The sequence below is a fragment of the Streptomyces sp. NPDC002088 genome (genome assembly GCF_040296605.1).
Taxonomy (GTDB): domain Bacteria; phylum Actinomycetota; class Actinomycetes; order Streptomycetales; family Streptomycetaceae; genus Streptomyces.
Genome location: NZ_JBEOXO010000028.1, coordinates 50701 through 74635 on the forward strand (window position 1 = coordinate 50701; position 23935 = coordinate 74635).

The 23935-nt window shown below is 68.5% G+C and carries 33 protein-coding genes and 3 pseudogenes; 19 read left to right on the top strand and 17 right to left on the bottom strand.

Features of this window, described 5'->3' with window-relative positions:
* Positions 1-173: 173 nt before the first annotated feature.
* The 3 genes from ABT114_RS40400 to ABT114_RS40410 all read right to left on the bottom strand — a co-directional run bounded on the left by ABT114_RS40400 (position 174) and on the right by ABT114_RS40410 (position 2621).
* Positions 174-1475, bottom strand: coding sequence for an ISL3 family transposase (locus ABT114_RS40400; RefSeq protein WP_351149309.1), 1302 nt, complete (start codon positions 1473-1475; stop codon positions 174-176).
* Positions 1393-1797 carry a transposase family protein gene (locus ABT114_RS40405; RefSeq protein ID WP_351149312.1) on the bottom strand — a complete coding sequence of 135 codons (405 nt, stop codon included), beginning with the start codon at positions 1795-1797 and terminating at the stop codon, positions 1393-1395. Before ABT114_RS40405 ends, ABT114_RS40400 begins: the two co-directional genes overlap by 83 nt.
* 65 nt (positions 1798-1862) lie before the next feature.
* On the bottom strand, positions 1863-2621 hold the full coding sequence (locus ABT114_RS40410) for an SDR family NAD(P)-dependent oxidoreductase (protein WP_351149314.1): 759 nt from the start codon (positions 2619-2621) through the stop codon (positions 1863-1865).
* Here ABT114_RS40410 and ABT114_RS40415 point away from each other — a divergent pair.
* The gene (locus ABT114_RS40415) at positions 2608-2967 is read left to right on the top strand and encodes a winged helix-turn-helix transcriptional regulator (protein WP_351149317.1); all 360 of its coding nucleotides are present in this window, start codon (positions 2608-2610) and stop codon (positions 2965-2967) included. The genes ABT114_RS40410 and ABT114_RS40415 overlap by 14 nt on opposite strands.
* A gap of 163 nt (positions 2968-3130) precedes the next feature.
* On the opposite strand, the gene ABT114_RS40420 is transcribed toward ABT114_RS40415, so the two are convergent.
* On the bottom strand, positions 3131-4219 hold the full coding sequence (locus tag ABT114_RS40420) for an ABC transporter permease (RefSeq protein ID WP_351149319.1): 1089 nt from the start codon (positions 4217-4219) through the stop codon (positions 3131-3133).
* 79 nt (positions 4220-4298) lie between these two features.
* Here ABT114_RS40420 and ABT114_RS40425 point away from each other — a divergent pair, with 79 nt between their 5' ends.
* Positions 4299-4748 (top strand): MarR family winged helix-turn-helix transcriptional regulator, encoded by a 450-nt coding sequence (locus ABT114_RS40425; RefSeq protein ID WP_351149322.1) that lies wholly within the window; start codon positions 4299-4301, stop codon positions 4746-4748.
* A 97-nt stretch (positions 4749-4845) separates the two neighbouring features.
* On the opposite strand, the pseudogene ABT114_RS40430 reads toward ABT114_RS40425, so the two are convergent.
* The 8 genes and pseudogenes from ABT114_RS40430 to ABT114_RS40465 form a co-directional block, all read right to left on the bottom strand.
* Positions 4846-4998, bottom strand: a pseudogene (locus tag ABT114_RS40430) (SDR family NAD(P)-dependent oxidoreductase); the annotation flags it as partial.
* A 121-nt stretch (positions 4999-5119) separates the two neighbouring features.
* Positions 5120-5371: pseudogene (locus ABT114_RS40435) on the bottom strand (SDR family NAD(P)-dependent oxidoreductase); the annotation flags it as partial.
* Between the two features lie 58 nt (positions 5372-5429).
* Positions 5430-6497, bottom strand: a complete 1068-nt coding sequence (locus ABT114_RS40440; RefSeq protein WP_351149325.1) for an alkene reductase — start codon at positions 6495-6497, stop codon at positions 5430-5432.
* A 244-nt stretch (positions 6498-6741) separates the two neighbouring features.
* Positions 6742-7356 (bottom strand): annotated as a pseudogene (locus ABT114_RS40445) (RNA-guided endonuclease InsQ/TnpB family protein); the annotation flags it as partial.
* A gap of 239 nt (positions 7357-7595) precedes the next feature.
* Positions 7596-8414 carry an SDR family NAD(P)-dependent oxidoreductase gene (locus ABT114_RS40450; RefSeq protein ID WP_351149327.1) on the bottom strand — a complete coding sequence of 273 codons (819 nt, stop codon included), beginning with the start codon at positions 8412-8414 and terminating at the stop codon, positions 7596-7598.
* Between the two features lie 487 nt (positions 8415-8901).
* A complete protein-coding gene (locus tag ABT114_RS40455; RefSeq protein WP_351149330.1) occupies positions 8902-9357 on the bottom strand; it encodes a MarR family winged helix-turn-helix transcriptional regulator in 456 nt (151 codons plus the stop codon).
* A 441-nt stretch (positions 9358-9798) separates the two neighbouring features.
* A complete protein-coding gene (locus ABT114_RS40460; protein WP_351149333.1) occupies positions 9799-10491 on the bottom strand; it encodes a class II aldolase/adducin family protein in 693 nt (230 codons plus the stop codon).
* Positions 10488-10571, bottom strand: a complete 84-nt coding sequence (locus ABT114_RS40465; protein WP_351149477.1) for a hypothetical protein — start codon at positions 10569-10571, stop codon at positions 10488-10490. The genes ABT114_RS40460 and ABT114_RS40465 overlap by 4 nt, the downstream gene beginning before the upstream one ends.
* On the opposite strand from ABT114_RS40465, the gene ABT114_RS40470 reads away from it, so the two are divergent.
* Complete coding sequence (locus tag ABT114_RS40470; protein WP_351149336.1) at positions 10570-10773, top strand: hypothetical protein; 204 nt, start codon at positions 10570-10572, stop codon at positions 10771-10773. The two genes, ABT114_RS40465 and ABT114_RS40470, sit on opposite strands and share 2 nt — an antisense overlap.
* A 91-nt stretch (positions 10774-10864) precedes the next feature.
* On the opposite strand, the gene ABT114_RS40475 is transcribed toward ABT114_RS40470, so the two are convergent.
* The 3 genes from ABT114_RS40475 to ABT114_RS40485 are packed head-to-tail and all read right to left on the bottom strand — an operon-like array spanning position 10865 to position 12482.
* Complete coding sequence (locus ABT114_RS40475) at positions 10865-11242, bottom strand: hypothetical protein (RefSeq protein WP_351149339.1); 378 nt, start codon at positions 11240-11242, stop codon at positions 10865-10867.
* A complete protein-coding gene (locus ABT114_RS40480; protein WP_351149341.1) occupies positions 11242-11913 on the bottom strand; it encodes an Asp23/Gls24 family envelope stress response protein in 672 nt (223 codons plus the stop codon). Before ABT114_RS40480 ends, ABT114_RS40475 begins: the two co-directional genes overlap by 1 nt.
* Positions 11904-12482: an RNA polymerase sigma factor gene (locus ABT114_RS40485; protein ID WP_351149344.1), complete on the bottom strand. Its 579-nt coding sequence runs from the start codon at positions 12480-12482 to the stop codon at positions 11904-11906. The genes ABT114_RS40480 and ABT114_RS40485 overlap by 10 nt, the downstream gene beginning before the upstream one ends.
* Before the next feature lie 157 nt (positions 12483-12639).
* Here ABT114_RS40485 and ABT114_RS40490 point away from each other — a divergent pair, with 157 nt between their 5' ends.
* From ABT114_RS40490 to ABT114_RS40510, 5 genes are all read left to right on the top strand, one after another.
* A complete protein-coding gene (locus tag ABT114_RS40490; RefSeq protein ID WP_168498679.1) occupies positions 12640-13122 on the top strand; it encodes an Asp23/Gls24 family envelope stress response protein in 483 nt (160 codons plus the stop codon).
* 81 nt (positions 13123-13203) lie between these two features.
* Complete coding sequence (locus ABT114_RS40495; RefSeq protein WP_351149490.1) at positions 13204-13374, top strand: hypothetical protein; 171 nt, start codon at positions 13204-13206, stop codon at positions 13372-13374.
* Entirely contained in the window at positions 13371-13784 is a 414-nt protein-coding gene (locus ABT114_RS40500; protein WP_351149348.1) for an Asp23/Gls24 family envelope stress response protein, read from the top strand. Before ABT114_RS40495 ends, ABT114_RS40500 begins: the two co-directional genes overlap by 4 nt.
* A gap of 118 nt (positions 13785-13902) precedes the next feature.
* A complete protein-coding gene (locus ABT114_RS40505) occupies positions 13903-14556 on the top strand; it encodes a DUF6286 domain-containing protein (protein ID WP_351149351.1) in 654 nt (217 codons plus the stop codon).
* A 28-nt stretch (positions 14557-14584) separates the two neighbouring features.
* Positions 14585-15193 (top strand): alkaline shock response membrane anchor protein AmaP, encoded by a 609-nt coding sequence (locus ABT114_RS40510; RefSeq protein ID WP_351149354.1) that lies wholly within the window; start codon positions 14585-14587, stop codon positions 15191-15193.
* Between the two features lie 566 nt (positions 15194-15759).
* Here ABT114_RS40510 and ABT114_RS40515 read toward each other — a convergent pair.
* Positions 15760-16713 carry an SRPBCC family protein gene (locus ABT114_RS40515; RefSeq protein WP_351149356.1) on the bottom strand — a complete coding sequence of 318 codons (954 nt, stop codon included), beginning with the start codon at positions 16711-16713 and terminating at the stop codon, positions 15760-15762.
* Positions 16714-16716: 3 nt separating this feature from the next.
* Complete coding sequence (locus ABT114_RS40520; protein WP_351149358.1) at positions 16717-17640, bottom strand: histone protein; 924 nt, start codon at positions 17638-17640, stop codon at positions 16717-16719.
* A 280-nt stretch (positions 17641-17920) separates the two neighbouring features.
* On the opposite strand from ABT114_RS40520, the gene ABT114_RS40525 reads away from it, so the two are divergent.
* From ABT114_RS40525 to ABT114_RS40575, 11 genes are all read left to right on the top strand, one after another.
* On the top strand, positions 17921-18271 hold the full coding sequence (locus tag ABT114_RS40525; RefSeq protein WP_351149361.1) for a gas vesicle protein GvpO: 351 nt from the start codon (positions 17921-17923) through the stop codon (positions 18269-18271).
* 28 nt (positions 18272-18299) lie between these two features.
* Positions 18300-18776, top strand: a complete 477-nt coding sequence (locus ABT114_RS40530) for a gas vesicle structural protein GvpA (protein WP_067384970.1) — start codon at positions 18300-18302, stop codon at positions 18774-18776.
* A 27-nt stretch (positions 18777-18803) separates the two neighbouring features.
* Complete coding sequence (locus ABT114_RS40535; protein WP_351149364.1) at positions 18804-19517, top strand: GvpL/GvpF family gas vesicle protein; 714 nt, start codon at positions 18804-18806, stop codon at positions 19515-19517.
* A gap of 10 nt (positions 19518-19527) precedes the next feature.
* Entirely contained in the window at positions 19528-19770 is a 243-nt protein-coding gene (locus ABT114_RS40540) for a gas vesicle protein GvpG (protein WP_351149367.1), read from the top strand.
* A gap of 39 nt (positions 19771-19809) precedes the next feature.
* Positions 19810-20217 carry a gas vesicle protein gene (locus ABT114_RS40545; protein WP_351149370.1) on the top strand — a complete coding sequence of 136 codons (408 nt, stop codon included), beginning with the start codon at positions 19810-19812 and terminating at the stop codon, positions 20215-20217.
* Entirely contained in the window at positions 20210-21037 is an 828-nt protein-coding gene (locus ABT114_RS40550) for a GvpL/GvpF family gas vesicle protein (RefSeq protein ID WP_351149373.1), read from the top strand. Before ABT114_RS40545 ends, ABT114_RS40550 begins: the two co-directional genes overlap by 8 nt.
* Positions 21037-21276 (top strand): gas vesicle protein, encoded by a 240-nt coding sequence (locus ABT114_RS40555; protein ID WP_351149480.1) that lies wholly within the window; start codon positions 21037-21039, stop codon positions 21274-21276. The genes ABT114_RS40550 and ABT114_RS40555 overlap by 1 nt, the downstream gene beginning before the upstream one ends.
* Entirely contained in the window at positions 21266-21676 is a 411-nt protein-coding gene (locus ABT114_RS40560; protein WP_351149376.1) for a gas vesicle protein K, read from the top strand. The genes ABT114_RS40555 and ABT114_RS40560 overlap by 11 nt, the downstream gene beginning before the upstream one ends.
* A 102-nt stretch (positions 21677-21778) precedes the next feature.
* The gene (locus ABT114_RS40565; protein WP_351149379.1) at positions 21779-22768 is read left to right on the top strand and encodes an iron-containing redox enzyme family protein; all 990 of its coding nucleotides are present in this window, start codon (positions 21779-21781) and stop codon (positions 22766-22768) included.
* Positions 22769-22828: 60 nt separating this feature from the next.
* Positions 22829-23482, top strand: coding sequence for a HemK2/MTQ2 family protein methyltransferase (locus ABT114_RS40570; RefSeq protein ID WP_351149381.1), 654 nt, complete (start codon positions 22829-22831; stop codon positions 23480-23482).
* Positions 23463-23714 (top strand): CDGSH iron-sulfur domain-containing protein, encoded by a 252-nt coding sequence (locus ABT114_RS40575; RefSeq protein WP_351149384.1) that lies wholly within the window; start codon positions 23463-23465, stop codon positions 23712-23714. Before ABT114_RS40570 ends, ABT114_RS40575 begins: the two co-directional genes overlap by 20 nt.
* The last annotated feature ends 221 nt before the right edge of the window (positions 23715-23935 follow it).

Below are 23935 nucleotides of genomic sequence, written 5' to 3' on the forward strand. Positions count from 1 at the left end.
CCCAGGCGGCGCCCTTTCCCCGTCCCGAACTGTGGGTCGCTCAACAGAGTGAAGCAACAGGCGCTCGCCAGCTCTCCGGGCAAGAACGCTCGATCCGTGTTCACAAGATCACTAATGGCTCCCGAGCTCACCGCCTCGCTGGCTCTCATTCACCCCGCCGAAAACAGCCAAGGTCAGGGCCGCGCCAGGATGCGGGCTCGCAAGAGCGAGAAGGACGCGCGACCGTACATGCTTCTCTTGAGGAGCTTGACCCTGCAGACATGCCCTTCGACCACGCCCGAGCTGTATGCAAGGGTGAGTGCGGCGGTGACGGCGTCGAGGTCCTGGCGGAGGAAGCCGGCGAAGGACCGGATCGACGGCTGGCCGCATCGTTCGCCCTGCCGGATCCACTCGGTGAGGAGATGGCCGCGGCGGTTTCGGACCAGGTCGGTGAAGGCACGGGCGAGGTTGCATGCTTCCGTCACATCCGGGCAGGCCAGCCGGACGCGTTCCAGCTCAGCGACATGATCAAGCGAGAGCTTCTCGCGTGGCCGCATGATCCATCCGCTGATGGTGCGCGGGCTCGGGATCGGTGCGGGGGCCGGGACCGCGGTGCCTTCGCGCAGGGTTCGCACGTAGCGAGAGAGCGTCGAGTAGCCACCGGAGAACCCGCGTTCGCAGATCTGGTCGTACAACTCTCTGGCGTTGGTGTGGCCGGCGGCGAACTGCGTCTGGAGGTAGGGCTTGAAACGGTCGAGGGGCACATTCCTGCGATCGCGGGCTGAGGCGAGCAGAACGTCAAAGTCGGTGTCGCGGTAGCGGCGGACGGTTTTGCGGTCGAGGCCGAGGCGGCGGGCGATCTCACTGATCGGGTAGCCAGTCTCGATCATGTGGTTGATCACTTCGTGCCGGCGTCGGACCCGGTCCACGACCAGTGTGCTGGGCACAAGCTCCAAGGCGGGCTGCCGCGGCGGGGCCTGCTGTTGGTGTTCAGCGTATTTCCGCAGGCAGGCACGGTGATCATGGCAGACCCGTTCGACAGCAACCGACAGGTTGCGCAGCAGGTGCCAGCGATCAGCCACCTCAGTGGCGTCAGGGGCGGCCTCCTTGACTGCGCGGGTGTAGGCGCTGGCCCGGTCACGGCACACGACCTCGGCACCGGCATGGTCACGGAGCCATCCGGCCAGAGTCTCGGAACTCCGGTCCGGCAGGACGTCGACGAGCTGGTGGGTTTCGACGTCGACGAGGATCGTTCCGTAGCGACGGCCGCGGCGGAAAGCGAACTCGTCCACTCCGAGCACGCGCGGGGCCCGGTCCGGCACCGCCGGAGCGGTCAGGTGTCCGAGTAGCCGCATCCGCCCTGCGGGTACGGCGAGTTTCCGGCACAGCCGTGCTCCGGGCCTTCCGCCCAGGTCAGCCGCGACGGAGCGCAGCACGAAACGCAGGCTGGAGCTGGCTCGCTGATAGGGCTCGCTCACACCCGTCGATCTGCTCAACGAACGTCCTGCGGAGGCACGTTGGGGTATCGCAGAAGAACCGGCGCACGGTCAGACGGAGGAGCAAGGCTCTGCCGGCTATGGGCCGGTCGTCCAACTGCCGACCGTAGCGGCTGTGCACCCGACGTGACGGGATACCGCAGTCCGGGCACGTTCTCGATGAGCGTGTGCTGGACAGATGGACCAGCGTTCCGTTCGCGAGTGCCTCCACGCGCTCGACCCGTACACCAGTAGTCCCAGGAAAGAGCAAGCCCTCGGCCGATAAGTAGACGTCCCCCATGACCAAGGCATTCCCGTCGGCGCAGCCCTCTGACCGCGGCATTCACGAGATCGCTGACAGAACCTTGAAAACGGCCACCCGCTGCTCAGGGCTAACCCCACTCCTGCTCAATTGATCTCCCTACCCACCAAGTACCTGAACTGCGAGCGGACTCCACGGAGGAGGGGCCGCGCGGTGGTCGCCGCCTGTGCGGCCGGGCCGAGCGGTGAGATCAGAAACCGATGGTGGTCTCGAAGGAGTCGCGGGTCTGGGCGAGCTGACCAGCGGTCCGCGATAGCGGCGGGGTCGCCGGCGCCCGAGCCGGGGATGATGGGGAGGCCGATGGACAGGTGCCCCACGTAGACGCCTTCTCCGGCGAGGTCGTCGTGCAGGGAGCGGGCCCAGGAGCGCAGGCCGGACTGCGCAATGCCGGAGTTGGCCATCCCGGGAATGGGGGCGAGGGCAGTCGCCCCAGTGGTGAACAGCAGTGCGCCGTCACCGGCTTCGCGCATGCCCGGCAGGACGGCGGCGGCCGCGTTGAGGGCGCCACCGACAAGCATGTCGAACAGGGGCCGTACGGACTCCGGGGTGGTCTCTGCCGCGGAGGTGAACCCCATCGCCTTGAGGTCGGGTACCTCTCCGGCCGTGCTGGGGAAAGTGGGGGCCGGGCTGAAGGAGAGGATCCCGATCCGCCCAAATTCCTCGGCAGCCGCATCCAGCGCGCCGGTGAGCGCCTTGGCGTCGGTGACGTCGGCCGGGTAGGCACGGGCGGTGAGGCCCTCCTCGGAGAGGGATGCGGCGAGGGCCTCCAGCTTGGCCTGGTTGCGGGAGATCAGGGCGACCGAATGGCCGGCCGCGCCGAAGCGGCGGGCGATGGCGAGGCCCACTAGCAACACCGGCGAGAGCCACGACACCCCCAAGTTCGCCCCACCACACCCGTGTGCGGGATGGCCGGACAATGGCGCCGGTATCCGCGAGACCCTCGACCGGGTCGGCGACAAGTGGTCCGTGCTGGTGATCGGCATCCTCGCGGCCGGCCCCCTGCGGTACAGCACCCTGCGGGATCAGGTCCCCGGCATCTCCCAGCGGATGCTGACCCTCACCCTGCGCCATCTGGAACGCGACGGGCTGCTCACCAGGACCGTCTACCCTGCGGTTCCGCTGCGTGTGGAGTACGAGCTGACCCCGCTGGAAGAAGGTCTCCGCGAGACCTTCTCCGCGTTCGTGCGGTGAGCGACTGACCACAACGACGAGATCGAGGAATCCCGCCGACGCTACGACACCCGCTGAGGCGACTCCGGCGATGTCGGGCACGGCCTGGGACCTCGGGTGAGAGCAGTACGCGGCCACGATCCGCGGGCGAGCCGAACTCGACCGCCCGCCTGGTATGCCTACGTCAGACCACCGCAGGCTTCGGCTCGACCGTCTCCGCCGCGCCGCTCGGAGCCTCCCGGTTCTCCACCGCGCCGCTCGGAGTCTCACGCCGGAACACGTCCTTCAGGTAGAGCACCAGGGCGGCGCCGAGCACCCACAGCGGGAGGATCACCAAGGCGCGGGACAGACCGTCGTCCTGGAACCGGGACAGCCCCTGCATCGCGCGGACACCCACACCGACCGGCAGGATCTCGGACAGCGGGCGCAGCCAGGCCGGAAGGTAGGCCGCCGGCATGATCCCGCCGCTGCTGCTGTTGCCGAGGATCAGCAGGAGGATCGAGGCGAGGCTGACGCCCGCGGGGCCGAACAGCCGCAGCAGCACCATGGTCGTGGCGCCGACCGCGGCGCCCATCAGCGCGACGACGACGGCGAGGGGCAGGAAGGGACCGGGCAGCGCGCCGAAACCGGCACTTCCCGCGATGGTGGTGACCAGGATGCCGCCCACGATGCCGAACAGGGCCAGGCTGGCCATGCGCCAGCGGTATTGGAGCCGGGGTGCGAGCTGGTAGGTCGTCATGCCGAACAGGTATCCGGCCAGCACCAGGCCGAACGCCGCGTAGAACACGGAGAGACCCCGGGTGTCCCCCGCCGCCGCCGGGGCCACGTCCTCGACGGAGAGGTCATGGTGCTCCGCGTGCGCCACGGAGCCGAAAGCGGTGGTCACGGTCGCGGTGACGGCGGCTCCGTTGGCGCTGCCGTAGAGCAGGTTCCCCTTGCCGAGGTAGGCCGCGTACACGGACCTGTCCTGGACGGCCTGCCGGGCGGCGGCTTTGTCAGGGTAGGTCTCGAGGGTGAAGCCACCCGGAATGGCGCGGGCGAGGTCTTGGCGCAGGTGCGCCTGCTGCGTGCCGATCTCCGTCGTGCCCACACGGAGCTCATGAGGGCGCGGCGCGTGGAAGGCGGCGAGATAGACACTCACGAACACGGTACCGATCAGCAGGACGACCGCTACGGGGAGCAGGACGGCGCGTGGGGTTCCGGGGCGCGGAAGTGCATGGGCCACGTCCAGGGCGTGTTTGTGGGGCTGTCGGGTGGCGACTCGCTGGGGCATCGAAGCGTTTCCTAGAATAGAAGGCAACTGATAGTATTTGTACATCATAATCAGTTGCCTTACAAACGAGGTCCGCTCCATGAACCATCCCGACCGGCGCACCGGCTATGTCGCCTGGCAGATCGGCCAGATCATGGCGACCCGGATCGAGCGCACACTGCGCCCCTTCCAGCTGACCCTCGCCCAGAACAGCGCCCTGGCACAGGCCATCCTCGATCCGGGTGTCTCCAGTGCGACCGCCGCGCGCAGGGCGGCGATCACCCCGCAGTCCATGGGAACCGCGGTCAACGGGCTGGTCGAGCGGGGGCTCCTGGAGCGTCGGACCACCCCCGGCGACAGACGCACGCATCGACTGCACGCCACGGAGGCCGGCCTGCGGCTCGCAACGGAGGCAAGAAAAGCGGTGGACGCCACCCACGCCGAAGCTCTGCAGGCGCTGACGCCGACGGAGCAGGAGCAGGCCCACTCGCTGCTGCTGAAACTGTTGGCGTCGCTGAATCCCTCAGCTGTGGACGACAGCACGCCATGAGGAGTCCGCGGGCCGAGGCGACCGTCATCGGCCGGCCGCGCATCCTGACGCCGTACGGATGCGCACGGCAGGCGGCGGACACGATACGCCCGCCGTCGGGGAGATGCCGAGCCGCATGCTGGACGGCGAAGAGCCGGCCGCGGGTGTTGGCGGAGAAGACCCGGTCGAAGTTCTCCGGCGTGATCTCGTCGAGGCGGCCGAAGCGTTCGATCCCGGCGTTGCTCACCAGGATGTCCAGCTTGCCGTAGCGCTCGACGACCTGGTCGACGAGGCGTCCGACCTGCTCCGGGTCGGAGACGTCCGCCTGGAGCGATCACGTCGGTGCCGCTCTTCTCGAACTCCGCGACCAGTTGTTCGGCGCCTGCCGCGCTGCTGCGGTAGTTGATCGCGACCGTCGCTCCGTCCTGCGCGAGGCGCTCGGCGACGGCTTTGCCGATGCCACGACCGGCTCCGGTGACGAGGGCTACTTTGCCAGTGAGCTTCTCCATGAAGGTTCCACTCCGTCTGGTGTGGGGGGAATGCGCGGGGGGAGGGCGGAGCGGACGCCTGTGCGCCCGCTCCGTGGCGGCTCGAGGTGATACGGCCATATCTCGGCCGTACCGCCTCGGAACCGTTGGGGTCATTGCGCTGAACGGTCCGGATCGCGCTCCGGGTCCGGCGCGCGGCGACTACGCGCGGCGACTAGCCGAGGGTCGGGTAGTCCGTGTAGCCGCGCTCGTCGCCGCCGTAGAACGTCGCGGGGTCGGGCGTCGTGAACGGACCGCCCTGCTGGAGCCGGAGCGGGAGGTCCGGGTTGGAGATGAAGAGCGCGCCGAACGACACCGCATCGGTGGTGCCGTCCTCGACCAGGCTCAGCGCATCCAGGCCGGTGGGGTTCGGGTGGGTGAAGGGGTTCAGGATGAACGTGCCCTGCCACTGCTTGCGCAGCTGGAGGGTCAGCTCGCGGTCCGGGCCCTCCATGAGGTGGACGTAGGCCAGACCGAGGGGGGAGAGCGCCGTCAGCAGTTCGCCGTAGAGGCCCGACAGGTCGCTTTCGACGATGTCGTTGAAGGGGTTTCCGGGCGAGATGCGGAAGCCGACACGGTGGGAACCGATCGCGTCGGTCACCGCCTTGGCCACCTCCACGCCGAAGCGGATACGGCCCTGGGTCGTGCCGCCCCACTCGTCCGTACGGAGGTTGGCGTTGTCCGAGAGGAACTGCTGGATCAGGTAGCCGTTGGCGCCGTGGATCTCGACGCCGTCGAAGCCCGCGGCGATCGCGTTGCGGGCGGCGGAGACGAAGTCGGCGATCGTCTGCTCGATCTCGGCCGGCGTGAGTTCCTTCGGGGTGACGCAGGGCTGCAGGCCCTCGGCGGTGAAGACCTTGGTGTCCGCGGCCACCGCCGAGGGAGCCACGGAGCTCAGGCCGTCGGGCAGCAGGCTGGGGTGGCCGATGCGGCCGGTGTGCATGAGCTGGGCGAAGATCACGCCGCCCTGCTCGTGCACGGCGTCGGTCACCCGGCGCCAGGCCTCCACCTGGGCGGAGCTGTGCAGGCCGGGGGTGTTGGGGTAGCCCTGCCCCACCACGCTGGGCTGGATGCCCTCGGAGATGATCAGGCCCGCCGACGCGCGCTGGGAGTAATAGACCGCCGTCGCCTCGGTCGGCGTCTGGTCGGGGCCGTAGGCACGGCTGCGCGTCATCGGCGACATCACGATGCGGTTGTTCAGCGTCGCGCCGGCGAGGTTGAGCGGATCGAATGAGGTGGTCACAGAAACCTCCAGAATGTGGTCGACCAATCAATTCCGCACCACTATACATTGGCCGACCAAGGAAATCAGCTTGACGGGTACACCCACGCCCCTCCCCCGCCAGGCACGGATCGCCGGTAGGCCACCTGCCGACGGGGGCGCGGTCGTGAGATTCGCTTCGATCCGGGTCAGGACCCTGCACGGCCCGGCCCGCCGCGCGGCGCAAGAACCGCGGGGAATCGATCTTCGTGCCGTCGTCCAGGACCGCGAAGTGGGTGAGGCCGAGGTCGATTCCGACGCTGGAGTCGGGTGCGGTGTGGGGCAGGGTGGTGGCGTCGGAGTCGGGGTCGGTGGCGATGACGAAGCTGGCGAAGTACCGCCCCGAGGAGTCCTTGACGACGGTGACCGAGGACGGCACCGCCGGCAGCGGGCGCGACCACTTCACCCGCACCTCGCCGATCTTCGACAGGCGCAGCCGCCCCGTCTCGGTGATCTTCCAGCGGGCGTTCGCGGTGAACCGGATCGCCTGCCGGGAATCCTTCCGCGACCGGTACCGCGGCTCGCCCATGGGTGGGCCTTGGCGTTCGCCCTTGAGGGAGGCGAAGAAGTTGCCGTAGGCGGTGTCGGCGTCGCGCAGGGCCTGTTGCAGGACGACGGCACAGACCTCCCCCAGCCAGTACCGGTCCCGGTGGTGCCTGCCCCGTGTGATCAGGGAACGGGACAGGGTCTTGAAGGTCGGGTAGGGCTCCTTCGCCGCACGGGCGTCGCGGCGGGCGCGTACGGCGTCGTTGAACACGACCCGCGCGCACCCGAACGCCCTGGCCAGCGCACCCTGTTGACCGGGCTGCGGGTACAACCTGAAGGCGTACCGGAGCTGCATGCCGCTGACCGTAGGAATCCACCCCACACGATCGCTACGGGGAACATCCGTACGAGCCTTCGCCGTCTCCTGCGGGCGGCATTGTCCGGCTCCGCCGGAACGCCACCGCGACGCTTCGCGTCGCCGCTACGAGATTCGCTTCACCACCGACCTGAAGGCCGGTGCACTGCGAATGAATCCCGGTAGCGGGCCTCGTGCGGCACCCGGGATTCCACCGGTGCCGCAGAAGGACGTGCTTGCTATGCGGTGGTCGCCTTGGCGGCGAGGCGCGCGGTCTCCGCGTCGTCACGCCAGCCCGCGGTCGCGCCGCCGTCGACGCTGAAGTTCTGACCAGTCACCCAGGACGATTCGTCCGAGGCGAGGTAGAGAGCCATGAGAGCGACGTCCCGCCCCGTGCCGGCCCGCTGGATCAGCGCGTGACTGAGCTGGAACGCCTTGCCCTCCGCGTCAACGGCCTTGTCGGTCGCCGGGGTACTGATGAACCCGGGCGAGATGGAGTTCGCACGGATCCCGTAGGCCGCGCCCTCCGCCGCGAGCGCACGGGTCATGGCGATGACACCCCCCTTGGCCGCGGCGTGCGCGACCTGGCTGAGGGGCTGGATGCCCAGCAGAGCGGAGTACGAGCCGATGTTGATCAGAGAGCCGCCACCGTCCTGCAGCAGGGGCCATGCGACGTTGGTGGTGTGGAAGACCAGGTCGAGTTCGACGTTCATGACGTGCCGCCAGAGCGTGAAGTCCATCTTGTCGAACGGCGCGAACCCGAACCCGGCGGCGTTGTTGTACAGAACGTCGAGGCCGCCCATACTCGCGGCACCGTCACGCACCCAGGCCCCCGCCTCATCGGGATCCGTCAGGTTCACCGTGAAGCCTTGGACGTCATAGCCCTGCGAGCGCAGTTCCTCGGCGGTGCCTTCGGCTCCACCCGGCCTGAGGTCACAGCCGATGACGGTGGCTCCTTCGGCAGCGAAGATACGCTGGGCGATCTCGCCCTGACCGCCGCCCGTGCCCGTGATGAGAACACGCTTGCCAGCGAGCCGACCTGTCTTCTGTCCAGCCATGTTTGAGTGCTTCCCTCTCTTTATGGAGTGGTGACGCCGCACCGCCCTCGGCAACGCGGCGCACGGTGCCGCGGGTGTCGCGAGCACGGTGGTCAGGTAGTCGGCACTGATGACCTCAACTTAGACATGTGGTCGACCAACTAATCCCTTGCGACTATACATTGGTTGGCCAAGGAAACCATTCCGGGTTCGACGTCGGCCTGACTCAGGTCCAGGGCGGACAGCCGGTGGAGGGCAGCAAGGAGTGCCGCGACCGCCAAAGCGCGACATCAGTGGCGCCGCACAGGCATACAACCGAGCACCCTGGTGGCGGGCGGAAGCCTGGTATGAACCGGACCGGCCGGCACAGCACCCCTCCCCCGCCATCGGACCGGATCGCCGGTACGTCGCCTACCGGCGGGGGTGATCAACGACAGGCGCGCCAGGGGCGTCGGCCTCAAGGCCACCGCCGCGCCGGGGCGTCGGCCTCGAAGCCGCCGATCCGGCGTCAGGCGGTGGAGGTGCGACCGGTGGTGTCGGCGGCGCCGGCGGCGGGTGACGGAGTCGTGAGATTCGCTTCAATCCGGGTCAGCACCTGCATGGCCTGGCGGTACTCCTCCTCGGTGAAGCCGACCGCGGTGGCCTCTTCCAGGGCGCACCACGCCTGCCTGACCTGGTTACGCAGGGCCTGGCCCGCGCGGGTGGCGCTCACGACGACGGCCCGGCGGTCGTTCGGGGAGGGTTTGCGGGTGACGAAGCCGGACTGTTCCAGGCGCTGGAGCATCTTGGTGACGGTCGACGGGTCCAGGCCCAGCGTCTTGATCAGGTCCGCCTGGCGCTGCTCGCCGCGTTCCCACAGCTGCATCATCAGCAGTTCCTGGCCCGGATACAGGCCGGTGTCGCGCAGCAGACTGCCGGCCAGGATCCGGTGCACACGGGCCGCACGGAAGAGGGCCTCGCTCATCGGAGCGTTGGCGACGGTCGGTACCGTATCTTCCCTCTCCTCCATCGAATCGGATTTCCGCGGCATGGCTGTCGATCCTCCTGGCGGATAGGTCACGTCCCTGGCAGTCCAGCCAGGGAGTCATTTCACCCACCATTGTATTGGTCAGCCAATGGAATGCTCCGTACGACCGAGGACCTGCCGCAGAGGGCCTCGCCGTGAGCGGATGCCGCGGATCAGCGGTAGCCCGCGGTCCAGCCGCCTCGACGGAGATGTTCTGTCCCGTCACCCGGCTTGATTCGTCGGAGGCGAGGTACAGCGCGAGGGCGGCGATGTCGGGCCCGGTTCCGGGCCGCTGGATCAGGCACGTATCGGCGAGCCGTTGCCCCGCACGCAAGGTGGTTTCCATGGTGCTTCCTCCCTCGGGACATGCACTGATGAATGACTGCCAGAGGGTCGGGATCACGCCGTCCCAGCGGTGCGTCGCAGGTGTACCCACAACCGCTCCAGCAGCGACGGGGCGGCCGTGCGCCACGCCGCGATCTCCTCAGGGCTCAGCGTCGTCACCGGACCGGCACCGTGCGCCGCGAGGTGCACCCGGCAAGCGGCGTCCAGCAGCCACATGCGGGTCACGGCATGCCCGGGGGAGGTGCCCGTGGTGATGCCCCCGTTGCCGCGCAGGACGAGTGCGTCGGACTCACCGAGCGTGCGGGCCGCACGCTCGCCGCGCTCGGCGGAGCGCAGCAGGTGGGCATCGTCGTGCACCGGGATCGAGGCGCCCAGCCACGCGGCCTGGCCGTGCAGGGGAGAGATCCGGTCGGTGACGGCACCGGCGGCGAGGACGGCTTCGGGCTGGGCCCGCGCGATCGCGGTGACGTCGGGCCGCGCGCGGTACACCGCCAGGTGCCCCCAGGCTTCGGGCGGCGCCCCGGTGGGCAGGGTGTCGGCTGTCAGCGGGATCTCGACCAGCTCTCCCGGGACGACCAGGTCCAGCTCCTTCGGCGGAGTGATGAGCATGTACCCGTCGTGGCGCACCGACACATGCCCGAACGCCGTGACCAGCCCGAGGCCGGCCAGTACGTGTGCGGCCTCGACCAGCGCGGTGGCCACCGCGGCGGCACCGGCGGCTGAGGTCGTCCCCTCTGCCGTGTTCATGACCGGACGAGCCCGCCGTCGACGAAGAGCGTCTGACCGGTGACGAACGCGGCATCGTCGGAGACGAGGAACGACAACATGCCCGTGAGGTCCTCGGCCGCCCGCGGCGGCGGCGAGCTTGTCGAGGTCCTCGCCGGCCTTGACCAGGCGTTTGTCCCGGGCGGCCTGCTGCCCGGCCGCGACAGCGGTGGAGTGGACCAGGATCCGGCGCACGGTCAGGGCCGGGTCGTTTCTGCGGCGCCCGGACAAGGTGTGGGTGTCCTCCAGGACCCTGAAGCATGAGCACACCTGAGGCGATCACCGCCAGGAGCACGCCCGTCATCGCGAAGGCCTTCAAGGCGGTGACGGTTCGCGGAGTTGGTGCTCGCCGCGCTCATGCCATGGCGGGTCGGGCGGCGATACGGGTCACCGTGACCGCGACGGTGACCGGCTCCACGACGCCATGGGTGGCGAGGTGGGAGGTGGCAGCAGTCCGTACACGGTCGTGGACGTTCCTGGCGGTGTCCAGGACTCGGTGGCCCTCGGCCAGGACGCAGCGCACCTCGATGCGCCATCCCGAACCGTCCGGCGCCCGGTCGGCGCGGATGCCCGCCTCGGGCGGCATGCGGTGCGGCGCAGTGTCTGTCCGGGTGAGCGCGGCGGCCGCCGCGAGGCAGTGGGCCAGGCTGGGTTGCAGACCGGCCACGCCGGGAGCCGCTAGGGCTGCCTCAGCCGCGACGCTGAGGAGCGTGGTCGTGCCGGTGGCGATCATCACGTGCCCCTGCCGGTAGGGTCGCCGGGGCTCAGGGGTGGCCACGGCTCCAGAACGTCGACCATGGTGATGTCGACGGCCGTCACGGTCAGACCCAGGTCCCGTCCGGCCGAGTCGAGGACCGATCGGCGTACCTGATCAACCCGGTCGGGCAGCGGGCGGTCAAGGGCAGCGACCAGTTCCATGGTCACCCGCACGTCGGTGCCCTCGCCCGCGGGTACGAGCCGGCAGGTCGCGGCCCTCACACCGGGGACCATGTCCGCGGCCTGCCGCAATACCTTCGCGGCAGCGCTCTCGGCGATCCGTAGCTCCCGGTCCGGGTCGGCCAGGGGCAGCAGCCGTCCGAGCCGGATCTCAGCCCTGACGACGTTCATGACACGGTCGGCGAGCGCCTGCAGGCCGGGAGGGTCTTCCGCACGCAGCACCTGGGCGGCCGCGTTCACCGTGGCCAGTCCCTCGACCGCCTCACGGCAGTGAGGACAGGACACCGTGTGCGGGTCCGCGACCGGCGCAGCGTCCCGCGCCTGTTCCCAGACCCAGCTGAGCAGGCGGCCGCAGGGCAGAACCTCATCACCCGCGAACGGGGGCACGTCGGTGTCAATGGGGCTGGTGCGGGGCCCGTCGACATGGGGCGGTTCGGAAGGCCGGGCCTGCGGGTCGTCTAGCGCCATGGGCCCATCGCCTCCTGCAGGGATCGGCGTGCTCTGAACAGTCTGCCGCGCACCGTCTGCTCACTGGTCCGTGTCACGTAGGCGATCTCGTTGTAGGGCAGGCCCTGCAGTTCACGCAGGATCCAGCAGATCCGCTGGCCGTCGTCGAGCTCCGCGAGCGCGCGGGACAGGGCCTCGGTGGCCGCGTCCTGCTCGGCGGACCGGGCGGGCTGGCTCCTCGCGTCGCCCGTCGCGGGTTCGGCGACGGTGTCCAGGGGCAGGGGCGGCGGTCGGCGCCGCCGTCGCATGGTCAAGCAGCGGTTGATGGTGATCCGGTACATCCAGGTGCTGAACTCCGCACTGTGACGGTACTCCGGTAGACGCCGCCAGGCGCTGACGAAGGCGTCCTGCACGGCCTCCTCGGCGTCCTGGGGGTTGCCGAGCATGCCGCGGGCCAGGGCCAGGAGGGACCGGTTGTGCCGCTGGACGAGAACGGCGAAGGAGTCTTCGTCTCCCTCGGCCGCCCGCACGGCAAGCACTCCGTCCGGCAGGTCGCATCCCAGCTGTGGGGAAGCAGTGCGTTGAATCATGACGCTCTCGCAGGGGGCTCGGAAAGAGCGTGTACCCCCGCCACACCCGTGTGATACACATCACACGCCACGTCTGTGAGAGGTACGCCGCCCCGGGTGTCCAACCTCTTGAGAGACACCACGCAGGTGTCACACCGAGCCACTCGAGGCGACCGCCATGACGGACAACATCACCAGCGTCGGCGGGGGCAGCCGGCCCGACACAGGCGTGAGCGCGCTGAAGGGCCGTACCGGGGCCGGAGCACCGGCCGAGACACGGGGGAAGACCACCATCGCGGACGGCGTGGTGGCCAAGATCGCAGGCATGGCCACACGCGAGGTACCGGGCATCCACAGCATGGGAGCGGGGATGGCCCGCGCCTTCGGCGCCATGCGGGAACGCGTCCCCGGCGGAGGCGGAGGCGTCACGCGCGGGGTGAAGGTCGAGGTCGGCGAGCGCCAGGCCGCGGTGGACTTGGACGTCGTCGTCGAGTACGGCGTCTCCATCGTCGACGTCGCCGGCGCCGTACGCACCAACGTGATCAGCGCCCTGGAACGAATGACGGGACTGGAGGTCGTCGAAGTGAACATCGCCGTCGACGACGTGCACCTCCCCGACGAGGAGGAAGAGGCCGAACGGGACGAGGGCCGCGTGCGGTGACCGACCGCCGTGACCACGGCCATGCCCTGGGCATGAGCGGGTGATCACACGGACACTCACGTTCGCGAGACGGGTGAGTGGATGATGAACGCAGCGACGACGGGCCTCGCGGCCGGCATGGCTCTGGGCTTCGCCGGATACTTCGGCGGCTTCTGGGCATTCCTGCTGGTTCTGGCTCTGGGTGCGGTGGGACTGATCGTCGGCCTCGTCGTGCAGGGCGACCTCGACCTCCATGCGCGGAGGCAGCGGTGAGTACCCGGCCCGGTTCCCAACCCCCTGACGAAGGGGCCGGCCCGCCGGACCGATCCGCCGACCTGCCGCCGCCGGCCGAACGGGGCGCCACCGTCATCCCGGAAAGGGTGGTCGCCCGTATCGCCGCCAGGGCCGCACGCACAGCCCAGTCCCGGCGCGCCGCCATACCGCCCGACCGGAGCGGGCCGGCGGCACCCAGCGCCTCGGCAACCGTCCGTACCGGAACGGTGCGCCTGCACCTGGCCATGGACCTGCCCTACCCCACCGATATCCCCCACGTCTGCGAGCGGATCCAGCACGACGTCGCCGAACGGGTGACTCAGCTGACCGGCTTGGAGGTGGGAGAGGTCACCCTCACCGTCCGGCGGCTGCTGACCGCCGCCGACGCGAGCCGAGGACGGGTCCGATGAGGCGCCACGCGGCCCGGGCCGCCGGGCACGCCGCGCAGAAAGGAGGACCGGAATGACACCCGACCCGGACCCTCCCGCACGCAGCTCCACGCCATCCGCGCGCCGAGCCACCGTGCCGATGACCAAGGAGCTTGAGGAGCCGGAGGAGCCGAGAGAGCCGACGGAGCCCGGTCCACCCGAACACGACGCGCCCCTTCCGCCGGACTTGACGGCGGGCGAGCACGACAGAGGGCACCGCACCCACCGCCCGTGGTCCGCGCGCCGTATTCCGGCCGCGCTGGTCGCCTCGGTGATTCTCGTGGCGGCGGTCGCGGCGCTGTTCGACGTCGTCGCCGTGCGGGCAGGACGCCCTGCGGCAGCCTGGCGACGGCACCTGGCCGACGAATTGGCCACCCGCCCCTTGGACGACGTGTGGGTGCTCACGGGGGCCGCCGTGGCCGCTGCGCTCGGCATCTGGTTGATCGTCCTGGCCCTCACCCCCGGCCTACGCCACTGGCTGCCCCTGCGCTCCCCCGCACCAGGGCTGCGGGCCTCCCTGGACCGCGACGGCGCCGCCGACCTGCTGCGCGACGCCGCCATGCGGGTCCCGGGAGTCAGCACGGCTCGCGTCCGAGTGCGCCGCCACCGCGTCAAGGCCCGCGCGGACGTCCGCTTCCGCGACCCCCAGCAGGTGAAGGACGACCTCACCGCCGTCCTCGACGAGGAGCGCGATCAGCTCGCCCTCGCCCGCCCTCCCCGCATCGTCGTACGAGTGCGGCAACGCACCGACTGAGCGAAACCCCCACACCGGAGCCCACACCATGACGCCGCGAACTGTACTCAACCGCAGTCTGCTGGCCCTCGCCGGACTGGTACTGCTCGGCGGCGGTCTGCTGATTCTCTTCGCCGGACTCGACGTCTACCGGCGACACGATCTGGTCCCGCCCGTCGGCTGGCCCCTGACCACCCCGCACGACGTCCTTCTCGGCTCCGCCGACCGGGCCCGCTGGAGCGGTCAGGGCTGGTGGTGGTGGCCCGCGGTCATCACCGCCCTCACCCTCGTCGCCCTGCTCGCTCTGTGGTGGCTGCTCGCACAACTGCACCGACGCCACCCCGGAGCACTGCCCGTCGGCGGCACACCCCCGCAGGGAGGCGTCGAACTGCGCGACCACGCGCTCAGCGACGCGATCGCCGCCGAAGCCGGTGCCCAGCCGGGCGTTGAGCATGCAACCGTGCACATCACCGGCCGGCCTGTCCACCCCCGCACCCACATCACGCTCGCTCTCACCCCCCAGGGTGCACCCGGCGCCGCCCTCGACGCCCTGGACGAAGGCCCGCTCCGTACCGCTCGTCGGTCCACCGGCTCCCCCGACATGCACACCGACGTCCGCCTACAGGTCGCCCACCACAAACCGCACCGCGCACAGTAAGGGGGGACACCGACGGCCTGCCTCAGCAGCGGATCCCGCTTGCAAGCACGAGGTGCTCCCAGTTGCCGGGCCCCGCGGGCAGGCGCACGGTGAACAGAGATGCGTCGGTCCTGGACGGGCCGCGTTTCCCAGCGTCTTCGAGAGGACGGCGATTCCGATGGCCAAGGGCAATGCGAAGGTGCATCAGATCAGGGGCAAGATGAAGGAGACTCTCGGCAAGGCCCTGGGGGACTCATCGATGCAGCAGGCTGGACGTGGGGAACAGTTGCGTGCCAAGGCACATGAGATGACGGAAAGGGCGGCGGGCCACCTCCGTAAGCGGAACGGGCACTGATCGAGGACGTACGGCTGGTCCGCGTCTTCGGGGGCTCGTGTCGTCAACGTCGATATCGCGCCGGACGCGGGTGATCGCGCAGTGGTTCAAGCGCCGCGCCCGCGCCCGTCCGATGGCTTCTCCAACCGGTCGCTCACTCCGGCCAGAAGACGAGGTCCAAGCGTCCGGGAACGCCAGCCGACCAACTCTTGGGGCAGGTCGCACCGAGGGGAATCGCTCCGCTCGGGCCGCGTCAGCCCTCGTCCTCGTCGTCCTCCTCAGCGTACTCGTCCTCTGGCCCTTCTTCGTCGTACTCCTCTTCTTCCTCTTCTTCGTCGGGCGCCTCTTCGTCGTACTCCTCCTGCTCTTCGTCCTCCGCTGCCGCTTCCTCCTCTTCCAGTGCTTCCTCGTGGCTGCGGATCACCTCGCCGTCGCGGATCTCTCCGCGCCAGCCCTCGACTTCCTCGTCTGCGAACGTGACATAGCGCTGGAAGTGCTTGAAGTCCAACCGCAAACGGCGTCCTTGGGCCCGCCACAGGTTGCCCGTCTTCTCGAAGAAACCCGAGGGGTAGTACTCGACGACAAGCACGATCCGCGTCAGGTCGGGCGTGAGTTCGTGGAAACTGACACAGCCGTGAGTAGTGCCCTTCGCGCCTTCGGAGCTCCACACGATCCGCTCGTCCGGCACCTGCTCCTGAACCGTCGCCTTCCAACCACGAGTCGAGGGGCCGACCTTCACCTTCCAGTCACTGGCGATCTCGTCGTTCCGGGACACACTCCGTACGCCCTTGGTGAAGTCGCTGAACTCCTCGTACTGGGTCCAGTAGTTATACGCCACACGGATCGGCACACCCACGTCCAGCACTTCAATGATGTTCATCACCTTGGTACTGCCGGACTTGCCTCCGCGTCCCCCGCCGAAAACGTTCTTGACCTTGTCCATCACGTTGTCTTTGAGGCCCTTGGCCTTCTCACCGACGAACGCCTTGAAGGGGGAATCACCTTGGAGGATGCGTCCGCCGATGCCGAGAAGAGATCCGCCGTTCTCGGCCGTGTCAAGGAGTTGGTCGGTGACATCCCCCAACTTTTCCCCGGCCTTGTCGACGAGATGCTCAACCTGAGCACCGAGGAAGTCGGTCAGTTCGTCGCGCAACATTTCGAGGCCGGAGCCCTCTCCCCGGCCGGAGTCACGCTCTTTCTCGGCCATGACCTACCTCCGCCGCGCGGGAGTCTTCTTGGCAGTCGCCTTCTTCGCGGGGGCCGCCTTCTTGGATGGGGCCTTCTTCGCGGACGCGCTCTTCGCCGCCGCCTTCTTGGCAGGGGGCGGAGACTTCTTCGCGGTCTTCTTCGCCGGCGCCGACTTCTTGGCGGCAGTCTTCTTGGCCGCGGGCCTCTGCGCCGCCGACTTCTTGGCCGGGGGCCTCTGCGCCGCGGTCTTCTTCGCGGGGGCCTTCTTCTCGGGAGTTCTCCTCGCAGGAGTCCTCTTCCTGGCGGGAGCGGCTTCCTTGGCGGCCGCCCGACGGGGAGAGGGTTTGGCCGCGTGCTTCCTTCCCGCTACGGGGCGGCGACGACGCCGTGGCGGCTCCTCCTCAGCCTCTTCCTCTGGCTCTTCCTCTGGCTCTTCCTCTGGCTCTTCCTCTTCTTCCTCCTCCTCCGCTTCTGCCTCGGGTTCCTCTTCTTCTGGTTCTTCCTCCTCCTCTTCCTCCTCCTCTTCCTCTTCGAATTCCCCCTCAGGCTCTTCCTCGCCCTCCGTCTCCTCCTCGTCTTCGTAGCGCTCCTCGCCCTCAGGCTCTTCCTCGCCCTCTTCCTCCTCGCCCTTCTCCTCACCGATGCGCAGCGTGCGCTCATGGAGAGAGTCGGCGAGGCCGGCGAGGCGCCGGTCGGCGGTGGCGGCCAGGGCTTTGCGTCCGGCGTCCAGCAGCTCGCCGCGCACCTGCTCGTTCAGCTCGGCGACTCCAGGAACGTCACCGAGTTTCTTCAGGCCGGTCGTCAACAACTGCTGCGGATCGAGCCCAAATCGGCGACCTGCGAGATAGGTTGCCAGCCCGAAGGCGAAACGGGCTTTCTTGGTACGTCCGAGCACATAGCCAGTCGCGACCGCGGCGGCGAGGCCGATCTTGGTCGTGTCGTTCATGAGGCGGTTCCCTTCGGAAAGGGCAGGTGAAGACACTCGAATACGGGCCAAAATCCCCTGCTCAAACAGTGATTGAGACAGATACGGATCGCACGCGACGCGTCTCTCGACCCGCTGAGAGCACCCCGGACACGCCATGCGGGGCCCCACCGGGGCAGGTCGTGGGCCCCACCGGGCAGGTTCGCTCAAAGCCATCCATGCCCGAAGATATGTACCCCTATATGATGAAATTATAGTGTTCGCGTGGAGTATGGCGCGCGCTCCGACCACCGGAGAGACCATGGCCGCAGCAGAACCCCGGCGGCGATCCAGCAGCAGTGGCCGCAGCACGGACCGGGGAACCACAGGTGGCCCCCGGCGACGCCCCGGCAAGGGCAACGCAGCCTGGGCCATTCGTTCCGCCGTCGAACAACTTCAGGAGTTGCTCGGGCGGGCCCCCGAGTCCGTCTCGGCACTGAAATCCACCGAGGCCGGTTGGGAGGCTGACGTGGAGGTACTCGAACTGGAACGCGTCCCCGATACCACGAGTGTGATGGCTACCTACCGAGTGACGCTGGACGACGAAGGCGACCTGGTGGAGTACCGAAGGACGCGCCGCTACAGCCGCGGCCAGATCGACCGGCTGGGCTGAGGCCGCAACGGCCATGAAGGGAGGCACCATGACGGTGGTGCCACAGAGTGGAGGCGGTGTCGCGCGCGGTGGTGGCGGCGGCACCAGCCTCTACGACGTCTTGGAACTCATTTTGGATCGCGGGCTTGTCATCGATGTCTTCGTCCGCGTGTCACTGGTGGGAATCGAAATCCTCAAGATCGACGCCCGCATCGTAGTGGCCAGCGTCGACACCTATCTGCGCTTCGCCGAGGCATGCAACCGTCTCGACCTCGAGACCGGGAGAAAGGCACCCGCCCAGTTGACCGACATCGTCGGAGACACGGTGGAGAGCGGAGCCAAGGGCAAATCCAAGGGAGCCCTCTCCGGCGCGGCGGAAGCGGTCACTGATTCCCTCAAGGGGATCACCGGCCGTGACGACGGCGAAGAGGAGGAGGCCGAGGAAGAAGACGAAGGCAAGGAAAAGGAACCCGTGGAGAGGCGACGGCGGCCGGCTCGGCGCACCTCCCGACGTGAGCGCGAATAAGGCTCGCCCGGCGAGAAGGAATGCGCCATGGCCGTATACATCTACTCCATCACCGGCAAGCAGCACCCGCTCCGCCTCGACGGTCTCAGCGGAGTCGGTGAGTCACCGGCGGGCCTGCGGTCAGTGACAGCGGGACCGCTGTGCGCTGTAGTCAGCGACGCGCCAAAGGATCTACGCCCCAAGCGTCGCGACATCATCGCCCACCAGGAAGTGCAGAAGCGCCTCATGGCTGACGGCACTGTGCTCCCCATGCGGTTCGGCCTCATAGCCGAGAACGACGAGGCCGTCCTGCTGGCTCTGGAGCAGAATGCCGCGGACTATACGGACAGGCTTCAAGTACTGGAGGGGTGCACTGAGTACCACCTCAAGGCGTCGCAGGACGAAGACGCGCTGCTGCGGCAGATCCTGCGAGAGTCGGACGTGGCGCGAGAACTCAATGAAGAGATCCGCAGCGGCACCGCCGACCCCGACGCATCGCTGCGACTCGGTGAGCTGGTCGCCCAAGAAGTGATGGCCCGGCAAGAGGCGCTGGCAGCGGGTGTGGTCGAAGCACTGCGCCCCTTCGCCCGGACACTCGAAACATCCCAGCCGACGGGTTCGGACTTTCTCAACGTATCGTTCCTGGTGACCGAGGACCAGGAAGAGACGTTCCTCACCTCGGAGTTGAGCGTCGCTCACCAGATGGGCGACGACTTCGACTTCCGGCTCAACGGCCCCCTGCCCCCCTACAGCTTCGTCTGAAGGAGTTCTCATGGGCCTACTCACACAGCTCGTCACCCTTCCCCTGGCACCCGTGCGGGGCGTCGTATGGGTAGTGGAGCGCGTCCGGGAGGAAGCCGAGAACCAGTACTACGACCCCGCGCCGGTACACCGCGAACTCGCCGAGCTCGAACGTCTCCTCGTCGCAGGCGACATCGACGAGGAGACGTTCGACCAGTGCGAGGACGAACTGCTCGACCGGCTGGAGGAGATCCGTGCCTATCGGCAGGGCTGACACTCCTGATCCGGAACGAGGGAATACGAGGCCGCAACCGTGACTGAACCCCTGGCCAACAGGCTCGGTTCCTATCCGTCCCGATCAGCGCCCCCCTACGGGCAAGGATCCTCCGCGAATCTCGCCGACATCCTTGAACGGGTACTCGACAAGGGCATCGTCATCGCGGGCGACATACAGATCAACCTTCTCGACATCGAGCTGTTGACCATAAAGCTGCGCCTCCTGGTCGCCTCCGTCGACAAAGCGAAGGAAATGGGCATCGACTGGTGGGAGCACGACCCGTCGCTGTCCTCTCGGGCCAGGGGTGAACAGTCACTGGCCGAGGAGAACCGCCGGTTGCGGGCCGAGATCGATGCCATCCGCCAGGGCCACGCCCTCCCCGCAAAGGAGGAAGCGCCCCGGGACACGCGCAGCCGTCGCCGGGGAAGTGCTCGCGATGAGTGACCCGCTCACATACGCGTATGCGGTGGTACGCAACGCCGAGGGACTGCGGGAGGCAACCACGCTGCTCCGGGGCGTCGCCGACACCCCGGTCAGCCTCGTCACCGACTCCGGTGACGATCAGCTGGGGCTCGCGGTGAGCCATGTGCCCACGCAGGACTTCCAGGAGGGCGCTCTCAAGCAGCACCTCGAGGACCTGGAGTGGCTGGAGGTGGTGGCCCGCGCTCACCACGGCGTCATTGAGGCCTTGGGTGAGCGTACTACCGTCCTTCCGCTGCGCCTGGCAACCGTCTATCTCGACGACAACCGGGCGCGGGAGGTGCTGACAGCCGGGCGGACCATGTTCGCGGAACGCCTGGCTCGACTCGCCGAACATGTCGAATGGGGTGTCAAGATCTACGTCGAATCGTCTGCGGCCGTCGCGGCGCCGACTGTTCCCGCAGGAGATCTCACCCCCGGGCGCGCCTACCTGCGTAACCGCCGGCAACAGCAAAGTGTTCGCGACACCGTGTACCAGGCGGCGCAGAAGGCCGCCGAGCGGGTGGAGGCCGCAGGCCGCAAGCACGCCTCCGACCGTGTCCGGCATCGCGTACAGCAGGGTGTTCTCGCCGACGCGGCCGGTGCCGGCGGCGAGAACTTCGTCAATGACGCGTATCTTGTGCCCCAGAAGCGTTGCGACGATTTCCTGGCCGACGTGGCACATGCCGCTGACGGGTTGGCCGGGGTGCGGGTCGAGGCCACCGGCCCCTGGGCTCCTTACTCCTTCGCCATGCCACTCGGTGAATCCGGCGGTGCTGCAGCTACAGAGGGAGCACCTCCGTGATCACGCCTGGCCCTGCGCCCGAGGCGGAGCGTCTGCCTCAGCGGCAGGTCGCTCTCATCGATCTGTTGGACCGACTTCTGAGCGGTGGTGTCGTCCTCACCGGTGACGTTGTGCTGTCCATCGCGGACATCGATCTGGTACGTATCTCACTGCGTGCCCTGATCGTTTCCATCAGCGAGCAGAACCCCTCGCCATGGACGAGAACGAATCCGCCGCGAGGCGGCGACCATGACAACTGAGGGAGAGAGGCGGCCGTCGAGCCGCGCCGACGAGGTCGCGGAGGCCGCCGCACGCGCCTTCCGGCTGCTGCCCGCCGCCCCACGCGACCTGGACCCGCCGGCCGGCAAGGGCTCGCGTTCCCCGGCCCGGCGGATCAGCTCCGACCGCGACACCGTCGAACGGGACCTCATGAAGCTCGTCCTCACTCTCGTGGAACTGCTGCGCCAGCTCATGGAACGACAGGCCCTGCACCGCGTCGACCAAGGAGACCTCACCGACGAACAGGAAGAACGCCTGGGAGCGACCCTCATGCTCCTCCATGACCGCATGAGCGACCTGTGCGCCCAGTACGGACTGACCATGGCGGACCTCAACCTCGACCTCGGGCCGCTGGGCACACTGCTGCCGCCCTCCGACTGACCCCCGGCAACGCGGCAAACGGCAATACCGCTGTCCGCGCAGACAGCTCCTTGCCCCAGGAACACCATGTGAGACGTTCTGGATCACGGGTACCCCGTACACATGGATTTCTGGTCGAAAGAACCGCCACTGCCGCCGAGCCGGGGCCCCTTTTCGACGGCGATTGCTGAGTACTTGAGAAGTACAGGGCCACCTCCCGACGATGGGACGATCGCAGACGCATCCCCCTTCGGCGAGGACTGGCAGCTCGGCCTCTATCTCTGTTACGAGCTGCACTACCGGGGTTTCGCCGACGTGGACGCCGCCCGTGAATGGGACCCCGACCTGCTCAAGGCCCGGGCAGCCCTGGAGCGCCCCTTCCTCAAGGCCCTGCGCCACCAGGCGACACGGCATGAACGCGCCGCCGAGGCGCTGGACGACCTGCTCGTCGAGCCCGTGGACGGCATCGGAGTCACCCACTACCTCCAAGACGACGGCGAACTGTGGCAGCTACGCGAATACGCCGCACAGCGGTCGCTGTACCACCTCAAGGAGGCCGACCCCCATGCCTGGGTGCTGCCCCGCCTGTGGGGCCGGGCGAAGGCCGGAATGGCAGCCGTGGAGTTCGACGAGTTCGGCGGCGGCCGGGCGGATCGTGTGCACGCGCGGCTGTTCGCCGACCTCATGGCCGACCTCGGCCTGGACACCACCTACGGGCGGTATCTCGACTCTGCCGGCGCCGAGGCACTCGCCGTCGTGAACCTGATGTCCCTCTTCGGACTGCACCGCGCCCTCAGAGGCGCACTGGTAGGTCACTTCGCCACCGTCGAGATCACCTCGTCGCCCGGTTCACGGCGGCTCGCCCAAGCCATGCGGCGCACCGGCGCGGGACCGGCCGCCGAGCACTTCTACGACGAGCACGTGGAGGCCGACGCCGTACATGAGCAGGTCGTACGCCGAGAAGTCGTCGCGGGCCTCCTCGAGGAAGAACCCCACCTGGACAGCGACGTCGCGTTCGGCGTGGACGCCACCAACTACGTCGAGGACCGCCTTGCCGAACGACTCCTCGGCGCGTGGCGAGCAGGCGAGTCATCGCTGCGTACGCCCGTCTGACCAGCGGGGACCGGCCCGAACAGGTTCTCCTCCACCCCGAGAACCGGAGATAAAACCCCCATGACTCCCCTTGCTCTTCCCGGCGTCTACGCCCCACAACACGACACCGACCTGCTCGTGCAATCCCTGCACCAGGAGCCCCTCCCCCCGCAGGCCCATGTCCTCGACATCGGCACAGGTACAGGAGCTGTCGCTTTGGCCGCCGCACGGCTGGGCGCGAAGGTCACAGCCGTCGACATCTCCTGGCGGGCGGTTCTCAACGCCAAGGTCAACGCGGCGTTGGCGCGACTTCCGCTGCGCGTCATGCGCGGCAACCTGCTGGCTCCGGTGTCAGGCCGATCTTTCGATCTCGTCCTGTCCAATCCGCCGTACGTACCCTCACCCGACGCCGACTGCCCACGGCGCGGCGCGGCCCGGTCCTGGGACGCAGGCCATGACGGCCGCCTTCTGCTGGACCGGATATGCCGCGACGCACCCGCGCACCTCCGGCCGGGCGGCGTTCTGCTCCTCGTCCAGTCCGCCCTGAGCGGCCCGGAAGAGACGCTGAGGCTGTTGCGGGCGGCCGGCCTGAACGCGGATGTCGTGGAACACCGCTACATCGCGGTCGGGCCCATCCTCCGCTCCCGAAGCAGCTGGCTGCAAAGCCGCGGCCTGCTGGTCGGCGATGACGAGAAGGAAGAGCTGGTGATCATCCGTGCCGAACGACTCCCGTGAACGACGCCGCCGCATCACCGCTCAGCGCGCGGGACCCCTGCTCGTTGAAGGCCCGGTCGAAGTCACCCTGGACGACGGCACCACCGTGTCGTCCGACCGATTCTGCGTGGCCCTGTGCACCTGCCGCCGCAGCCGCACTTACCCGTGGTGCGACACCAGCCATCGCAGGCCCGCCAGGCCGCGCCGAACAGGCAGTCCGGAGTCCAAAGCGACATCGGAACTCAATCCCTGATCCGCGCTGACGATCCCCGCCTCCGCCGGCCCGTGCAGCCCCACCGCAAACCGGCGCCAGTACTTCGCCATAAACGCCTGAGGCGTCCGCGTGTCAGTTGCGGCGCCACCGCCAGCGGTTCGTTCGCCTGTACCGCGCCTGGACCAGCCCGCCTCGGCAAACGCCCGTCCCTTGTGGACGACAGCGCGTTGGGGGCGCGGATGTGCCTACTCTGGAAGAGG

Coding starts and splice junctions, on each gene's coding strand:
- ABT114_RS40515 (WP_351149356.1), bottom strand. CDS start 16,713: ATGGCCGAGAAAGAGCGTGACTCCGGCCGGGGAGAGGGCTCCGGCCTC.
- ABT114_RS40520 (WP_351149358.1), bottom strand. CDS start 17,640: ATGAACGACACGACCAAGATCGGCCTCGCCGCCGCGGTCGCGACTGGC.
- ABT114_RS40485 (WP_351149344.1), bottom strand. CDS start 12,482: ATGATTCAACGCACTGCTTCCCCACAGCTGGGATGCGACCTGCCGGAC.
- ABT114_RS40510 (WP_351149354.1), top strand. CDS start 14,585: ATGACGCCGCGAACTGTACTCAACCGCAGTCTGCTGGCCCTCGCCGGA.
- ABT114_RS40570 (WP_351149381.1), top strand. CDS start 22,829: ATGACTCCCCTTGCTCTTCCCGGCGTCTACGCCCCACAACACGACACC.
- ABT114_RS40560 (WP_351149376.1), top strand. CDS start 21,266: ATGACAACTGAGGGAGAGAGGCGGCCGTCGAGCCGCGCCGACGAGGTC.
- ABT114_RS40470 (WP_351149336.1), top strand. CDS start 10,570: ATGCCCGTGAGGTCCTCGGCCGCCCGCGGCGGCGGCGAGCTTGTCGAG.
- ABT114_RS40455 (WP_351149330.1), bottom strand. CDS start 9,357: ATGAGCGAGGCCCTCTTCCGTGCGGCCCGTGTGCACCGGATCCTGGCC.
- ABT114_RS40540 (WP_351149367.1), top strand. CDS start 19,528: ATGGGCCTACTCACACAGCTCGTCACCCTTCCCCTGGCACCCGTGCGG.
- ABT114_RS40475 (WP_351149339.1), bottom strand. CDS start 11,242: ATGATCGCCACCGGCACGACCACGCTCCTCAGCGTCGCGGCTGAGGCA.
- ABT114_RS40490 (WP_168498679.1), top strand. CDS start 12,640: ATGACGGACAACATCACCAGCGTCGGCGGGGGCAGCCGGCCCGACACA.
- ABT114_RS40535 (WP_351149364.1), top strand. CDS start 18,804: ATGGCCGTATACATCTACTCCATCACCGGCAAGCAGCACCCGCTCCGC.
- ABT114_RS40465 (WP_351149477.1), bottom strand. CDS start 10,571: ATGTTGTCGTTCCTCGTCTCCGACGATGCCGCGTTCGTCACCGGTCAG.
- ABT114_RS40460 (WP_351149333.1), bottom strand. CDS start 10,491: ATGAACACGGCAGAGGGGACGACCTCAGCCGCCGGTGCCGCCGCGGTG.
- ABT114_RS40550 (WP_351149373.1), top strand. CDS start 20,210: ATGAGTGACCCGCTCACATACGCGTATGCGGTGGTACGCAACGCCGAG.
- ABT114_RS40505 (WP_351149351.1), top strand. CDS start 13,903: ATGACCAAGGAGCTTGAGGAGCCGGAGGAGCCGAGAGAGCCGACGGAG.
- ABT114_RS40495 (WP_351149490.1), top strand. CDS start 13,204: ATGATGAACGCAGCGACGACGGGCCTCGCGGCCGGCATGGCTCTGGGC.
- ABT114_RS40480 (WP_351149341.1), bottom strand. CDS start 11,913: ATGGCGCTAGACGACCCGCAGGCCCGGCCTTCCGAACCGCCCCATGTC.
- ABT114_RS40565 (WP_351149379.1), top strand. CDS start 21,779: ATGGATTTCTGGTCGAAAGAACCGCCACTGCCGCCGAGCCGGGGCCCC.
- ABT114_RS40425 (WP_351149322.1), top strand. CDS start 4,299: ATGAACCATCCCGACCGGCGCACCGGCTATGTCGCCTGGCAGATCGGC.
- ABT114_RS40420 (WP_351149319.1), bottom strand. CDS start 4,219: ATGCCCCAGCGAGTCGCCACCCGACAGCCCCACAAACACGCCCTGGAC.
- ABT114_RS40530 (WP_067384970.1), top strand. CDS start 18,300: ATGACGGTGGTGCCACAGAGTGGAGGCGGTGTCGCGCGCGGTGGTGGC.
- ABT114_RS40405 (WP_351149312.1), bottom strand. CDS start 1,797: ATGCCGCGGTCAGAGGGCTGCGCCGACGGGAATGCCTTGGTCATGGGG.
- ABT114_RS40450 (WP_351149327.1), bottom strand. CDS start 8,414: ATGGCTGGACAGAAGACAGGTCGGCTCGCTGGCAAGCGTGTTCTCATC.
- ABT114_RS40525 (WP_351149361.1), top strand. CDS start 17,921: ATGGCCGCAGCAGAACCCCGGCGGCGATCCAGCAGCAGTGGCCGCAGC.
- ABT114_RS40415 (WP_351149317.1), top strand. CDS start 2,608: ATGGCGAGGCCCACTAGCAACACCGGCGAGAGCCACGACACCCCCAAG.